Annotated in this window: 12 protein-coding genes, 1 tRNA gene and 1 pseudogene; 10 read left to right on the forward strand and 4 right to left on the reverse strand. The window is 64.2% G+C overall.

What is annotated here, in order from left to right:
- Positions 1-525, reverse strand: a 525-nt coding sequence (locus AC54T3_RS10910; RefSeq protein WP_496624653.1) for a hypothetical protein, incomplete at its 3' end; no start/stop codon positions are given.
- Between the two features lie 133 nt (positions 526-658).
- Positions 659-734: transfer RNA gene (locus AC54T3_RS10915), tRNA-Lys, on the reverse strand.
- 189 nt (positions 735-923) lie between these two features.
- On the opposite strand from AC54T3_RS10915, the gene AC54T3_RS10920 reads away from it, so the two are divergent.
- The 6 genes from AC54T3_RS10920 (at position 924) to AC54T3_RS10945 (ending at position 6,937) form a co-directional block, all read left to right on the forward strand.
- Positions 924-1,313 carry a hydrogenase maturation nickel metallochaperone HypA/HybF gene (locus AC54T3_RS10920; RefSeq protein ID WP_496624655.1) on the forward strand — a complete coding sequence of 130 codons (390 nt, stop codon included), beginning with the start codon at positions 924-926 and terminating at the stop codon, positions 1,311-1,313.
- A 132-nt stretch (positions 1,314-1,445) separates the two neighbouring features.
- Positions 1,446-2,369, forward strand: a complete 924-nt coding sequence (hypB, locus tag AC54T3_RS10925; RefSeq protein WP_496624657.1) for a hydrogenase nickel incorporation protein HypB — start codon at positions 1,446-1,448, stop codon at positions 2,367-2,369.
- Positions 2,370-2,517: 148 nt separating this feature from the next.
- Positions 2,518-3,021 (forward strand): hypothetical protein, encoded by a 504-nt coding sequence (locus tag AC54T3_RS10930; protein WP_496624658.1) that lies wholly within the window; start codon positions 2,518-2,520, stop codon positions 3,019-3,021.
- 68 nt (positions 3,022-3,089) lie between these two features.
- Positions 3,090-3,557 (forward strand): DUF302 domain-containing protein, encoded by a 468-nt coding sequence (locus tag AC54T3_RS10935; RefSeq protein WP_496624660.1) that lies wholly within the window; start codon positions 3,090-3,092, stop codon positions 3,555-3,557.
- A 614-nt stretch (positions 3,558-4,171) separates the two neighbouring features.
- The gene (locus tag AC54T3_RS10940) at positions 4,172-6,397 is read left to right on the forward strand and encodes a pentapeptide repeat-containing protein (RefSeq protein WP_496624662.1); all 2,226 of its coding nucleotides are present in this window, start codon (positions 4,172-4,174) and stop codon (positions 6,395-6,397) included.
- 186 nt (positions 6,398-6,583) lie between these two features.
- Positions 6,584-6,937 (forward strand): TusE/DsrC/DsvC family sulfur relay protein, encoded by a 354-nt coding sequence (locus AC54T3_RS10945; protein WP_496624664.1) that lies wholly within the window; start codon positions 6,584-6,586, stop codon positions 6,935-6,937.
- A 107-nt stretch (positions 6,938-7,044) separates the two neighbouring features.
- On the opposite strand, the gene AC54T3_RS10950 is transcribed toward AC54T3_RS10945, so the two are convergent.
- Both AC54T3_RS10950 and AC54T3_RS10955 read right to left on the reverse strand, forming a co-directional pair.
- Entirely contained in the window at positions 7,045-7,698 is a 654-nt protein-coding gene (locus tag AC54T3_RS10950) for an IS200/IS605 family accessory protein TnpB-related protein (protein ID WP_496624666.1), read from the reverse strand.
- A 515-nt stretch (positions 7,699-8,213) separates the two neighbouring features.
- A pseudogene (locus AC54T3_RS10955) lies at positions 8,214-8,645 on the reverse strand (IS607 family transposase); the annotation flags it as partial.
- Positions 8,646-8,771: 126 nt separating this feature from the next.
- Between AC54T3_RS10955 and AC54T3_RS10960 the strand changes: the two are divergent.
- The 4 genes from AC54T3_RS10960 (at position 8,772) to AC54T3_RS10975 (ending at position 13,909) form a co-directional block, all read left to right on the forward strand.
- Positions 8,772-9,167: a DUF423 domain-containing protein gene (locus tag AC54T3_RS10960; protein WP_496624668.1), complete on the forward strand. Its 396-nt coding sequence runs from the start codon at positions 8,772-8,774 to the stop codon at positions 9,165-9,167.
- A 76-nt stretch (positions 9,168-9,243) separates the two neighbouring features.
- Positions 9,244-9,978 (forward strand): 16S rRNA (uracil(1498)-N(3))-methyltransferase, encoded by a 735-nt coding sequence (locus AC54T3_RS10965; RefSeq protein WP_496624670.1) that lies wholly within the window; start codon positions 9,244-9,246, stop codon positions 9,976-9,978.
- 4 nt (positions 9,979-9,982) lie between these two features.
- Positions 9,983-12,724, forward strand: coding sequence for a DNA polymerase I (gene polA / locus AC54T3_RS10970; RefSeq protein WP_496624672.1), 2,742 nt, complete (start codon positions 9,983-9,985; stop codon positions 12,722-12,724).
- A 102-nt stretch (positions 12,725-12,826) separates the two neighbouring features.
- Positions 12,827-13,909 carry a TolC family protein gene (locus tag AC54T3_RS10975; RefSeq protein WP_496624674.1) on the forward strand — a complete coding sequence of 361 codons (1,083 nt, stop codon included), beginning with the start codon at positions 12,827-12,829 and terminating at the stop codon, positions 13,907-13,909.
- Position 13,910 lies beyond the last annotated feature (1 nt).

The raw sequence follows: 13,910 nt of genomic DNA on the forward strand, positions 1-13,910 counted from the left end.
CCTCCCCGGCTCAGGCTGCTGATCTGGTTCCGGCTCCGGCTCAGGCTCGGGCTCAGGCTCAAGCACCGGTTCTGGTTCAAGCACCAGCTCCAGCTCGGATTCGAGGTCTGATTCTTGGTCGGGTTCGGGCTCGGGCAACGGCTCGGGTTCAAGCAACGGTTCCAGCTCAGACTCGGGCTCAGACTCAGGCTCGAGCAACGGCTCGGGCACCAACTCCGCGACCATCTCTCGCCGCTCGGCGGCCTCGATGAGTTCAAAATTCGTGCGCAGCTGCTGCGTCATCAGTACCGCGAACAGCACGAACATCACCATCATCAGGTCCGACCAGGGCAGGGACCAATGACTTCCGTTGCGCCCATCGTCCTGGTCGACGGTGTCGGGTGTCTCGCGCAACCAGGTCTGCGGTCCGCCTGGAATCAACGCCTCGGCCTTGGCCTCGTCTGCGGCTTGGCCCGCCACCTGGGGGCCGTCGGCATCGGAGGGATTACTCGCGGCGGAATCGGTCTGTTTCAGCGTTTCGGCCATCTTGACGGATCGGAGACCCTGCCGCCAGCGTCTGCCTGGAATGAGGAATAGAATCGCGGCCAGGAAGGTGCGATGGCCGAGATGAAAAAAGCCCACGCGGCATGGAACCATGCACGCGCAGGCCTTCGAGCGCTGGTGGGCCGTGTAGGATTCGAACCTACGACCAAGGGATTAAGAGTCCCCTGCTCTACCAGCTGAGCTAACGGCCCGACGTCGTCTTGAGGATCGCGAAGCACTGACGCTGTTCCAGACGAAGCCCTGTATCATAGCGCAAGCCTTGATACGGCGTCTAGCCTAAACGCCGAACCGCCGGCCCACGCGTCCACGCTCGGCCCGGATCAAGCGCACCATCGGATCGCGTCCAGACAGCGTCAACTGCCGCCCGCCGGAGGCCCAGCATGCATGAACTCTCGGTCTGCCTGTCATTGCTCGATCAAGTCGAGCGCATCGCCAAGGAGCACGGCGCCGAGCGGGTCGAGCGCATCCTGCTGCGCATCGGGCCGCTTTCCGGCGTCGAGGCGCCCTTGCTTGCCAATGCCTACCCACTGGCGGCGGCCGGCACCCTGGCCGAACATGCCGAGCTTGAGATCGAGGCGGCGCCGGTGCGCGTGCATTGTGTCGACTGCGGACAGGAAAGCGAAGCGACCGCGAACCGGCTCTTGTGCGCAGGCTGTGGCAGTTATCACACCCGGCTCACCAGTGGCGACGAGATGCTGCTTGCAAGCCTTGAGATGAGCATCCCCGATCAGGCCGATGCCGATGCCGACGAGGCTGGCGCAAGCGGTTGAAAGCGTCCGCGCGACTCACCAGGTTCCCAAGCCTTGCATGCGTATGACGCAGCGCTGCTATAGTCGGGATCGACGCGTTGAGCGAAGGCCGACGCCCCCCGCCAAAGCGGCGCCCCCAAAGCGGAGACCCTCATGTGCGATACCTGCGGCTGTAACATCACTCCCGGCAACGAACATCTCGTGCGCGCTGACGGCAAGCATGCCAAGACCGCTGATGGCCGCGCCGCAGTCGCCGTGCTCACCAGCCTGCTCGATGAGAACGACCATCAAGCCCTGCACAATCGCGAGCATATCGACAGCCAGGGCGTGCTCGCGTTGAACCTGATGTCCTCGCCCGGCGCCGGCAAGACCAGCCTGCTCGAGGCCACCATCGAGGCCTTGCAGGGAGAGCTGCGCATTGCGGTGATCGAAGGCGACCTAGAGACCGAGAACGACGCCGAACGCATCCGCGCCAAGGGCGTGCCGGCGATCCAGATCGCCACCGGCAGCGCCTGCCATCTGGACGCGCACATGGTGCACGAAGCCTTGCACCAGCTCGATCTCAGCGAGGTCGACCTGCTGTTCATCGAGAATGTCGGCAATCTGGTCTGCCCGGCCAGCTTCGATCTCGGCCAACATCGCAATGTCACGCTCTTGTCGGTGCCGGAGGGCGATGACAAACCGGCCAAGTATCCGGTGATGTTTCGCGCCGCCGACCTCGTCCTGCTGAGCAAGGCCGATCTGCTTCCGATCCTGGATGATTTTGACCCGGAACGCGCCGAAGGCTATCTGCGCCACCTCGCCAGTCAGGTGCCGTTCGAGCGGGTCGCGATCCGTGGCGGTGAGGATCGGCTCGCGCCCTGGCTCGCTTGGCTGCGCCACGAGGTCGCGGCGCAAAACGAGCGCCGCGCCGAGGGCAAGACCGCGCGCCCCAGCGTCCAGCCGGACGGCGCCCGGTTACACCTCGGCGAGCAGGCCACGGAGGTCGGCGCCCACCATGGCGCCCATCATCACGCACACCACCATCACGAACACCATCATCATTCGCATGCGCATGGGTCGCGCCCATCGCTCTAGCCTTCCGCCACTGACGGATGCGGGCTTTGCGGAACCAGCGTTCGCCCATAGCTTTTAGAGACAACCGCCCTATAGAACAATGATCAGCTCAGTGACCCGGATGGAGGATCTCGCTTTGTCAATCGTGCCACACCCCGTTAGCAAGACCATGACCTTAACGGCCGTTCTCGTTATTGCCGCGCCAGCCGTCCAGGCGACCGGCTTTGGCGACATGTTCAACCCTGGCCGCTGGTTCGGCGGCAATGATAACGACCGCTATTACGACGAGGGTCCATGGGGGGCTTATGGTCCCGGTGCCTATGGCGTCCCTGGCTATGGCCCTTATGGTGGTTATGGCTATGCGCCTTATGGCGCGCCCGGCTATGGCGCCCCTGGCTATGGGGTTCAGGCACCAGCCTACGGCGCGCCTGGCTATGGCACCCCGTCGCCGCAGACAGCGCCGGCGCAGCCGACGCAAGGCGCGGGTTCCGGCTCCGGCTCTGGCGAGAACGCCAAGGACCGAGAGATCGAGGCCCTCAAACGACGCATCGAACAGCTCGAATCGCGTAACGCCCCCCAGCGCCGGCCGCAGCCGCCCCAGGGCCGCCGCAGTGGCGATAACGAGGGGAGCTGGCCGCCGGCGCCCGCCTTCCGCCCCATGGACCAATACTGACGCTCGATCCCATCCACTCCACCTGCGGCGGCCGGTCCGCCGCAGGGCCGATTGAGGAGCAAATGCCCATGATCCGATTTCAGAGGTTGATACTCAGCCTGCTGTTGTTCTCCACAGCCAGCCAGGCACTGGCCGACGAGTATGCGGTCTACACCAGCGAGAGCCGCTTTGCCGATGTGATGGATGGCCTCGAGCTGGCCATTCAGCAGCGTGGCATGTTCATCAATAACGTGATGCACATGAACGAGATGCTCGAGCGCACCGGCGCCGACCTCGATCTCGGCGGCTCCCTCTTCGGTCAGGCGGACTCGGTTGAGTTCTGCAGCGCCGTGCTCTCGCGCAAGATGATCAGCGAAGACCCGCGCCGGATCGTCAATTGCCCGTTCATCATCGCGGTCTACACGCTGCCCGACGAGGCCGGCACCACCTACGTCGCCCATCGCCAGATTCCGGACTCCGAGACCGAGGCAAGCCCGACCATGCAAGAGGTCGCGACGATGCTGCAAGAGATCGCCGAAGAAGCCGTCAGCTGGTAGTCCGGCCCTTTTAGGTACAGTCCACCGGGTGGGCGCTGGACGCAATTCTGGGACAAGATCAACCCGTTCGGCGCGTAGCCGTGTTAAGTGACATTATCCGACGGCAGAATTCTCTTAAAAGGTTTGTTTCAATCCACCTAAAAACACTGATAACACAATGGTTTTAAGCTTGGAATTGTTGAGCAAAAAACTTGATTGTTTAGAACGACGGACTACGCTCAATAAATCGGGTAAACCACCGGTTCTGGCGGGAAGACTGTGGGGCCGCGTTAGCCTCCCCTTGCCGCTTTGAGCGACTGACGAAATTTGAAGCTCCCGGCTTTACCAGGTGATGGTTACTAAGAACCTTCAAAAAATCGTCCTGAATTGTACCCGGATTAGGAGACGGCGCCATGTTCTGGTTAGTTGATTTTCAACGCACTTGCATCAAGGCGATTGTGCTTTTTGTCCTTTTTCTCATTGCGGGCTACGCCTTCAGCCAGGATCTCTCGAGGGACGCGCCGACACCCCGCTCAGGCTTCGAGGTGCCTGTGATGGAACGCGGGAAACCAGCCTTGAGCGCCCCCGGTCGGCTAGCGATACTAAGGCCGGAACCCATCGAACCACGATCAACGGTGGCAACTCCGACGGCGGTGGCGACCCCGGCCGAGATCACCGCCTTCGTGCGGCGCAAGGGCCTGTCGCCTAAGTTGTGCCCAGAGTTAATCACCCGCCTAATCATCAATGAGCGCCGCAGCGGTCACCCCGATCCGCTGAATACGCGACACGGCGATCATCTCTATGTCTATCTGGCACCGGGGATCACCGAGCTACCGCTCGTAGCCCGGCGCGCCACGGCACGTACCAGTGACGGATCAGTCCATGTCGTGCGTCTGACGCTGGCCGAGGCCGATACGCTGGCCCGCGACCGGCGGGTCCATACCGTCTGTTTGCGCCGTGAGGCCGTACCGCAGCAGGTCGCTGGCAATGTGACCAGCGAGGCCGTCGGCTACAGCCACGCCGCCCAGATCCATGCCGCCGGCATCGCCGGTGCCGGGCAAACGGTGGTTGTCGTCGACAACAGCTTCGATCCGTTCAGCCCTGAACTCATTGGCCACCTGGACTTAGCCGAGAGCCGGATCTTCGATGAGACGGGTTCTTTGTGCGGAGGAAATCTCCTGTGCGGTGAATCTCCCACTCAGTCGCATGGTACGGCGGTGGCGGAGATCGTCGCCGACATGGCACCCGACGCACGGATTATTGCCTATGTCGCCAAAGGCGTAGTCGGCTTCGAGAACGCGGTAACGGCCGCGATCATGCGCGGTGACGTGGACGTCCTCACCTCCTCGCTCGCCTTCGCCAACCTGCCGCCCTATATCGGCAGCCGCTGGCCGGAGGGCCAGGGCTACCATTTGGGCGGCGAGAGCGTCGCCGCGCGCGCCCTCAGCCGTGCCTCACGCAACCGGATCGCGGTCACCCAGGCGGCGGGTAACTCCGGCAGCATCGGTCATTTTGCCACCTATGAGCCGGCAGGGATCGCTCCCGGCGCCATTCATCCGATTCTCGCTCAGCATCAGAGCGTCATGGCCTTTCGGCCGGAACTCGGCGGCGCCGCTCAGGCTTGCCTGCCGATCAACCACAGTTACACGGCGATCGGTGTGACCTGGCAGGGGTTCAACCTCACCGATCAGGACTACGATATCTATCTCTTCAATCCCGCGATGAATTTCTTCACCGGTTACAAGAGCGACACAAGGGGCACAGCGCTCATCCCAGCGGAGCTAATTAGTGTACAGCCCGCCGATGTCGCCGGCGCTGTGGATACCGATAGCAACGGCGTGGTCGACACTTATCGCGGCTGCCTCGTGCTCGCCTCGTATAGCTCGAACGAGGATGCGGTCTTCCACGTCGTCTCGACGAAGGTCGACCAGGAGCGCTGGCCAGGCCATGTTGCTTTCGGCAGCCTGCTAACGCCAGCTGACGCCAAGCTTGTGGCGGCGGTTGGTGAGGTTCGGTTTCAGCCGCCCAACCTCGACATCCTCTCGCCATCGAGTTCACAGGGGCCAACCGACGACGGTCGGCCGGCACCGGCCCTATGCGGTTATGGCGGTGTAACCAGCAGCCAGTACCCGAGCTATGGCAACCAGTTCACTGGTACATCGGCAGCGACTCCCCATGTCGCTGGTGCCGCAGCACTGGTGCGCAGCTTCTACACTGAGATGCACGGCTTCCAGGCACTCGGCTGGCTCGCCGACTTCGCCGCTGGCAATCCGGCCTATAGCCAGCCGAACTACTGTGGTGCCGGCCGCCTGAGCCTGCTCAATCTGCAGGTGCCCCAACAGGTCCGGCAGAGCGCGGACTGCAGCGCCCCGCCCGCTCCCGGGGTCAACTGGTCGGGCTGCAACGTCTGGCAGTATCATCCCGATCGTATCAGCGACTTCGACTTCGATATGCGCAATGTCGATCTGAGCGGCGCCAACCTGCAAGGGGCCAATCTCTCCCTCGTCGACCTTACCTATGCCAATCTCGCGAACGCCGATCTGCGGGGGGCAAGCTTGCGGGCTGCCACGCTTAATGGTGCCAACCTTGAGAACGCGCAGCTCTCCTATGCCGACCTCGACTCCGTTCAGGCCGAGCAAGCGACGTTCGATAATGCCAGCCTGCGCTATGCGGCCATCATGTATGCCAACCTCGCTGATTCCAGCTTTCGCCATTCGGATCTCTATGGTGCGTGGCTGCATTATGTGGACCTATGGGCTGCTGACCTGACCGGCGCTAGCTTGGAGACAGCCGAGGTCTTCGATATGATCCTCACGGAGGGTGCCCAGCTTGGCTGCAGCGGACATGCGCTCTGCCAGTAAGGAAATCATCCTAGATCCCAGTTTTTAGCCCTGCAAAACTTTCTGGAAAGGTCTATATTTCCTTGACAGCAGCGAAGAATGCTGTTTCACAACTCACTAATAAACCAATAAGCCGATAGACCACCAACGGCAACCCGAACCGAAAAAACCGGGAGATCCACCCACCTCAGGTGGAGGAGTAGACCGATGACTGCGATGAATACTGTTGGCGAAATGGCTGGGCGCGACGTCCTCTTCAACAAACAAGGCTTTCTGGCTCGCTTCGACGATTGGGACAACGACCTCGCCTATGCGATGGCGCAGAAAGAAGGGCTCAGCCTGACGGAGTGCCATTGGACCGTCATTGAGTTCCTGCGCGAATACTATGCCTTCCACGAGATCCCGCCCTCGCCCAAGGTGATCATCCGTGCGATCGGCGAGAAGGTCTCCGAGCACACCCCTTGCACGCGCAAGAAGCTCGAAGGCCTGTTCCCCGACGGCGGCTGCAAACAGGCCTGCCGCATCGCCGGCTTGCCGAGCCATTACTGCCACTCCTGCTAACGCCGTTCCTCGAGCCATGGAAAAACGTTCCATGCACATGAGCCGAACAATGTTGCTCACGATTGGCGGGCTGGAATGGCACCAACCTCGGGCGAATGGATCGCGGGTCACGCCGTCGCCCGAGGGGTCGGGGGTGAGCGGGATCGGCCCGAAGACCGACCGCCCGTACGCTGCAGGCGTCGCTGCGCTCGGACGAGCTGGCTCCAAAACGACCAGACGTGCCGCGCTCGATTCCTTGCAGGTAGAGCGCGGGCGGTTCTGGCGCGGCGATTGGGCCGTTCCGAGAGGTTCAGAGCGCGCCGCGCGATGACCAGCGCGGCGGCGTGATGGGCACCGAGGCCGTAGCGCTCGGCAAACTTAGCCCGGCCAATCACCGAGGTGTAAGCCGGGTTGCGGGTGATGACCTCCAGGCCCGCCTCATGAGCGCGCGCCTTCAAGGTCGCGATGATCTGGGTGTAGGCCAGCGCTGAGAGCATCCGCGCATAACGGGGGGACTCGTCTTCGAGCGCAGCCTTCTTCTTGGCGAAGTCCAACTGCTCGATCGCCAGCGGTTTGTCCTTGCCGGTGGCAAAGGCCATCACCGCCTTGATCGCCTCGCCGATGGCGGCTTGGGCCTGGTGACGATTCAGGCCATCCGTGCAGAGCGCGACGGTGAGACTGGCGATCGGGTTGCCGAAGCGATCGGTCTCGCAGAGCGCGAGATGATCGGCGTTGAGGTCGATGCCGATGGCACCGAGCTGGCGGCGGCTGGTCTGCTGCACAGACCTGGCCTGGGTGGTGATAAACACCCGCCACCCTTTGGCATCGCGCTGGAAGCGGTAGCCGATGGCCTGCTTGGCGTCCAGCGCCGCGTGGATGGTCTCGGCACCAGAGGTGGGCCTGCTGTTTGGCCAGTCGGCGCTGCTTCTGGTGGCGCTTGGCGCTCAGGCGCCGGCGCTCATCGGGCTCCAGCGATTTGGCGAGGCGTTTGTCGAGCGTGGTGATGACCTGCTCGGCCTTCTTGATCCGCACCTTGGCCTCGTCGATCAACCCGGTCCGGCGCTCCTTGATGGAGGCGAGCTTGCCTGTAAGGTGAATCGCGATGGCGTTGAACTGCCGGGCGGTGAGACCGAAGCGGATCAGGTAGCTCGACTTGAGTGCGGCGGGCTCGCAACCCGCAGCGAGGTCGGCGAACAGTGCCCGCTCGGCCCGACCGTACAGCTCGGCATAGGCCCCGAGCACCGCATCCAGCGCGCCGTCGGGATCGGTAAGGCGCGCCTGATAGGTGCGCTGGGCCTTAGCCGGCTTTTTCGGTCGCTTCATCCGTTGCATCCTGATCTTGGCACTGCTCCACCAACCGCTTGGCGCGATTGGCCGCTGAGCGTCGTCCGTAGAGTCTGGCGCAGAAAGAGGTGAGCACGGCGATCATGTCCTGCACCAGGTCGTCGGTCAGCTCGCCGTCATCGACCACCAGCAGCCGCGCCCCGCGTGCGTGCAGGGCCGCTTCGACATACTCCGCGCCAACGCGCATCAGCCGGTCGCGGTGCTCGACCACGATCACCTCCACCTTCGGATCAGCAAGCAAGCCGAGCAGCTTTTTGCGAGGCCCGTTTAGGCCCGAGTCGATCTCGGTGACGCTCTGCACCACGCTCAGGCCGGCCCCGTTGGCAAAGGCCAAACACCGAGCAATCTGCCCGTCGAGGTGGGGCTTCTGATCGTGTTCGTCAATCTCATACACGGTGTTCCGCAGCAGGTCGCAAAGCGATCGCGGGCTGATTGCAGTATGCTGCCCCTCATTTAGAAGCTCGCATGCGACGCCCGCAAGGGCGCGATCCGATGAGGGGAGTAACGCCTGATGACCCGCTTGCTTGCAACCGCCGGCGCCCTGTTTGGGCTCGGCGCCGTGACCCTAGGCGCCTTCGGCGCACACGCCCTGGAAGGACAGATCAGCCCAGAGCGCGCCGAGGTCTGGACCACCGCCGCGCATTACCTGGGCTGGCATGGCACCACCCTCCTCGCCCTGGCCGCGCTGAACTGGTCGACGCGCCTGCCGGCAGCGGCTCGACGCCTGCTCGATATCGCGGCCTGGCTGCTGGTGATCGGCACGCTCGTCTTCAGCGGCAGCCTGTTCATCCTCGTGCTCTCCGGGATTAGCCTCTTCGGCGCGATCACCCCGATCGGCGGCCTGCTGTTAGTCGCTGGCTGGGGCGTCGTTGCCACCGGCGCCCTCAAGCTGACAGCGCCCAACTGAAACGCCGTCTGAACTCCGAATCGCGACCGCTGCTAAGCTCCTTGCTTGCATAGCGCCGACCTGAACTCAACCAAGCATGCGTGAGAATCGCCTCTACACGGAACAGCCACTGAGCGTCGGCGAGTGCATCGAACTCGAGCCGCGTCCGGCGAAACATGCCGCCCAAGTCCTGCGACTCGGCGCCGGCGAGCCGCTCACGGTCTTCAACGGCGATGGGCGGGATTACCGCGCCGAGATCGAGACCAGCACGCGCAACCAGGTCGCAGTGCGTCTCCTCGATGTCAGTGAGCCCGAGCCCAGGCCCGCCTTGGCGATCACCCTCGCGCTCGGCATCTCACGCGGCGAACGCATGGATCTCGCCATCCAAAAGGCGGTTGAACTCGGCATCAGCGGCATCCAGCCCCTGTTCTCGACGCGCACCCTGGTGCGGCTGAGCGGCGAGCGCCTGGCTAAACGCGCCCAGCACTGGCAGGGGGTGGTGATCGCCGCCTGCGAGCAGAGCGGGCGACGGCGGCTGCCGTCCATTGCCACCGCCGCAATGCTCGAGGATTGGCTCGGCCAAGACCATTCGGAAGGCATCCTGCTCCATCACGCCGCTGAAACAACCCTCACCGAATTACCGTCACCGCAGCAGCACACTACCCTGCTCATCGGCCCGGAAGGCGGTCTCACGCCCGAGGAGCGCGACCAGGCCCAGGCGCGGGGATTCACGCCCGTCCGGCTAGGACCCAGAGTGCTCCGAACCGAAACCGCTCCCCTCGCCGCGATCGCGGCCATCCAGACCCTGTGGGGCGACTTTAGACCGCTTTAGACTGATGAACTCCCAGTACGCCGTCGTTCTGATCGATGCCTCCGGCTATCTCTTTCGTGCCTATCACGCGCTGCCGAAGCTGACCAATTCCCAAGGCGAGGCCACCGGCGCCCTGATCGGCGTGCTGAACATGCTGCGCAAGCTCATCGACGAGACCGCGCCGGACTACATCGGGGTCGTCTTCGACGCACCCGGGCCGACCTTCCGCGACGCGCTCTATAGTGATTACAAGGCCCATCGCCCGCCAATGCCGGACGAGCTGCGCGAACAGCTCGACCCGCTCAAGAGCATCATTCGCGCGATGGGCCTACCGCTGCTCGAGATCCCCGAGGTCGAGGCCGACGATGTGATCGGCACCCTCGCCACCCGCGCCGCCGAGCAGGATCTAGCGACCCTGATCTCGACCGGCGATAAGGACATGGCGCAGCTCGTCGATGAGCGCATCACCCTGATCAACACCATGAGCGGCACCGTCCTCGATCCCGAGGGCGTGAAGACCAAGTTCGGCGTGCCGCCGGAGCGGATCATCGACTACCTGAGCCTGATGGGCGACAGCAGTGACAATATCCCCGGCGTGCCCAAATGCGGCCCGAAGACCGCCGTCAAGTGGATCGAGCAATACGGCGACCTGGATGGCGTGATCAGCCACGCCGAGTCGATCAAGGGCAAGGTCGGTGAGCATCTGCGCGCGGCACTCGACCAGCTTCCGCTCGCCCGCCAGCTCACTACCATCAAGCGCGATGTAGCGCTCGAACTGGCGCCGACCGATCTGCGCCCCAGCGAGCCGGACCGCGAGACCTTACGCACCTGGTACGAGCGCATCGAATCGAAACGACTGCTGGCGACTCTTGATGGCAGCGCGGATGGCGCGGACGGAAACGCGGGAGACCCATCGACGGTGGATGAGCACGCGGTCGGCAAGCCCCAACGGCCTGCGGCCGACTATCACACCATTCTCACCCAGACCGAATTCGACGACTGGCTCGAGCGCCTGCGCCAGGCCGAGCTATTCGCCTTCGATACCGAGACCAACGCGCTCGACTACATGCGCGCCGAGATCGTCGGCGTCTCGGTCGCGGTCAGTCCTCACCAGGCCGCCTACATCCCGCTCGCGCACGATGACCCAGGCGCGACCGATCAGCTCGATCGCGAGCAGGTGCTCAGCGCCCTGAAACCGCTGCTTGAAGACCCCGAGCGCCCCAAGCTCGGCCAAAACCTGAAGTTCGACATGAGCGTCTGCGCCCGCGCCGGGATCGATCTGCAGGGCATCGCCCACGACAGCATGCTGCAGAGCTACGTGCTCGACAGCACCGCGACCCGGCACGACATGGATTCGCTGGCGAAGAAATACCTCGACGAAGACAGCATCAAATTCGAGACCATCGCCGGCAAGGGCGCCAAACAACTGACCTTCAACCAGATCCCGCTCGAGACCGCAGCCCCCTATGCGGCCGAGGATGCCGATATCACCTTGCGGCTGCATCAGGCCCTCTGGCCGCGCATCCAGGCCCTGCCGGGCCTGACGCGGGTCTACCGCGAGATCGAGATGCCCCTGGTGCCTGTACTCTCGCGCATTGAGCGCACCGGCGTGCGCGTCGATGTCGATGAACTCAATGCCCAAAGCCGCGACCTCGCCGAACGCGCGGCGGAACTCGAAGAACGCGCCTATGCCGAAGCTGGCAGCCGCTTCAACATGGGCTCGCCGAAGCAGATCGGCGCCATCTTCTTCGAGCAATTGAAGCTACCGGTGGTGGCGAAGACGCCTAAGGGCGCCCCGTCCACCTCCGAGGCCGTGCTCGAGAAACTGGCCGAAGACGGCTACGAGCTGCCGCGCCTGATCCTCGAGCACCGCGGCGTGACCAAGCTGCGCTCGACCTATACCGACAAGCTGCCAGCGATGGTCCATCCCGAGACCGGCCGCGTGCACACCAGCTATCACCAAGCGGTTGCAGCCACCGGTCGGCTCTCCTCCAGCGATCCGAACCTGCAGAACATCCCGATCCGCAGCGAGGCCGGGCGGCGCATCCGCCGCGCCTTCGTGCCGGAGCCGGGCTGTTGTCTGCTCGCCGCCGACTACTCGCAGATCGAGCTGCGCATCATGGCGCATCTCTCTGGCGACGAGCGTCTGCTCGCGGCCTTTGCCGCCGGTCAGGACATCCATCGCGCGACCGCCGCCGAGATCCTCGGCCTGCAGCCCGAGGAGGTCACCAACGAGCAGCGCCGCTCGGCGAAGGCGATCAACTTCGGCCTCATCTATGGCATGTCCGCGTTCGGGCTCGCGCGCCAGCTCGGCATCGAGCGCCAGGAGGCGCAGGACTATGTCGATGCCTACTTTGCCCGCTATCCCGGCGTGCGCGCCTTCATGGACAAGACCCGCGAGCAGGCGCGCCAGGATCGCTACGTCGAGACCCTGTTCGGCCGCCGGCTCTACCTCACCAACATCGGTCACAGCAACCATCAACTGCGTAGCGCCGCCGAGCGCACCGCGATCAACGCGCCGATGCAGGGCACCGCAGCCGATATCATCAAACGCGCGATGATCCAGGTCGACGCCTGGATTCGCCGCGAGCAGCCGCCGGTGCGGATGATCATGCAGGTGCACGACGAGCTGGTATTCGAGGTCGCCGAGGAAGCCACGCAAGCGGCCTCGGAGCAGATCTGCGCCCTGATGCAAGACGCCGCCGAGCTGGCGGTACCGCTGCTGGTCGAGGCCGGTGTCGGCGACAACTGGGACGAGGCGCACTGAACAGTGAGCACGCCCACGCGTTCACCGCCTGAGATGTCGAGCGCAAGGGTGATGGTGCGCCTCACTGTGCGGCAACATTCAGAACGAGGAGATCACACGGCCATGAGGCGATCGTCGAACCCTTATCATCCTCCTCGGCGGCCAGGCGACCTCGGTGACGGCCTTCCCGGTCCCATCACCCACGCCTTGGCAACCGTCCTGTTGCTGATGCTGTGGAGTCCAGCGACGACCAACGCCGACGAGGCGCCAGCCAAGGTGCCCGATCCGCTCAGCCTGGAGCAGGCGCTCGGCTTCGCCGAGACGCATCCGCGCGTGACGGCAGCCGCTCGCAACACTGCAGCCGATCACAATGCCTCAGCCGACGCGCCCGGAACGCGCTCATCACCCGCCACGCGACTCGACCTGCCGCGCGCGCAGCCGCTCTACCTCGGCTGCCATTCACTCGCCTTCAGCGGCGCCCGTGGCAACGACGCCGAACGCGATGTCGCCTGGTCGGGCTTGCTCGGCCGCGTCGCTGTCCAGCGGCTCGAGATCATGCAGCGCTTCTTCGATGTCCTGCTGGCCGACCTCAGCTTCGCGCGCGACAACGAGGCCATGGCTGTGGCCTTCATCCAGTTCGACCGTGCCGAGACGCGCCAAGAACTCGGGCAATTCTCGCCACTGCGCACCGCCGAGCTGCAGGCCGATTATCAGCTGATCCGCCGCCAGCGCGCCGCCAGCGAGGCAGCGCAGCGCGTCACCCGCGCTCTGCTGGCGACCGCCCTCGGCCATCCGACCTCACTGCCTCGGCAGCTCATCACTCCGGCGCTGGAGCCCGCTCAGGCTGAGCTGCCGGAACTCGGGGCGATCGTCGCCGCCGCGCTCGAGAACAATCCCGGCCTCCAGGCGCTGATGCAAGGGCGCGGCGAGGCCGAGCAGGCCCTCGTGCGCATGGCCGTGCGCGAACGCGCCTTGGAGCTGCTCACGCGGCTCGAACTGCTCGACATCATTGCCGAACAGACCCGCAGCGAGTCCGATTGGCGTGATCTCAAGCTCGATGAGAGCCGCACCCTCTACGAACTCGAGGCCCAAGCCGATCTCGGCTTCTCGATGAGCCAGCAGACCAAGGCCCGACGCGATGAACAAGAGGCCGCGTTCTGCCGCGCCTTGACCCGCGCCGAATTGCAGGCACTGCAAGGACTCTGAA

This window comes from Halochromatium sp. NSM3 (assembly GCF_059621085.1).

What these genes read in the sequence shown, in the direction of transcription:
- AC54T3_RS10920 (WP_496624655.1), top strand. Translation starts at nt 924, where the DNA reads ATGCATGAACTCTCGGTCTGCCTGTCATTGCTCGATCAAGTCGAGCGC.
- hypB (WP_496624657.1), top strand. Translation starts at nt 1,446, where the DNA reads ATGTGCGATACCTGCGGCTGTAACATCACTCCCGGCAACGAACATCTC.
- AC54T3_RS10930 (WP_496624658.1), top strand. Translation starts at nt 2,518, where the DNA reads ATGACCTTAACGGCCGTTCTCGTTATTGCCGCGCCAGCCGTCCAGGCG.
- AC54T3_RS10935 (WP_496624660.1), top strand. Translation starts at nt 3,090, where the DNA reads ATGATCCGATTTCAGAGGTTGATACTCAGCCTGCTGTTGTTCTCCACA.
- AC54T3_RS10945 (WP_496624664.1), top strand. Translation starts at nt 6,584, where the DNA reads ATGACTGCGATGAATACTGTTGGCGAAATGGCTGGGCGCGACGTCCTC.
- AC54T3_RS10960 (WP_496624668.1), top strand. Translation starts at nt 8,772, where the DNA reads ATGACCCGCTTGCTTGCAACCGCCGGCGCCCTGTTTGGGCTCGGCGCC.
- AC54T3_RS10965 (WP_496624670.1), top strand. Translation starts at nt 9,244, where the DNA reads ATGCGTGAGAATCGCCTCTACACGGAACAGCCACTGAGCGTCGGCGAG.
- polA (WP_496624672.1), top strand. Translation starts at nt 9,983, where the DNA reads ATGAACTCCCAGTACGCCGTCGTTCTGATCGATGCCTCCGGCTATCTC.
- AC54T3_RS10975 (WP_496624674.1), top strand. Translation starts at nt 12,827, where the DNA reads ATGAGGCGATCGTCGAACCCTTATCATCCTCCTCGGCGGCCAGGCGAC.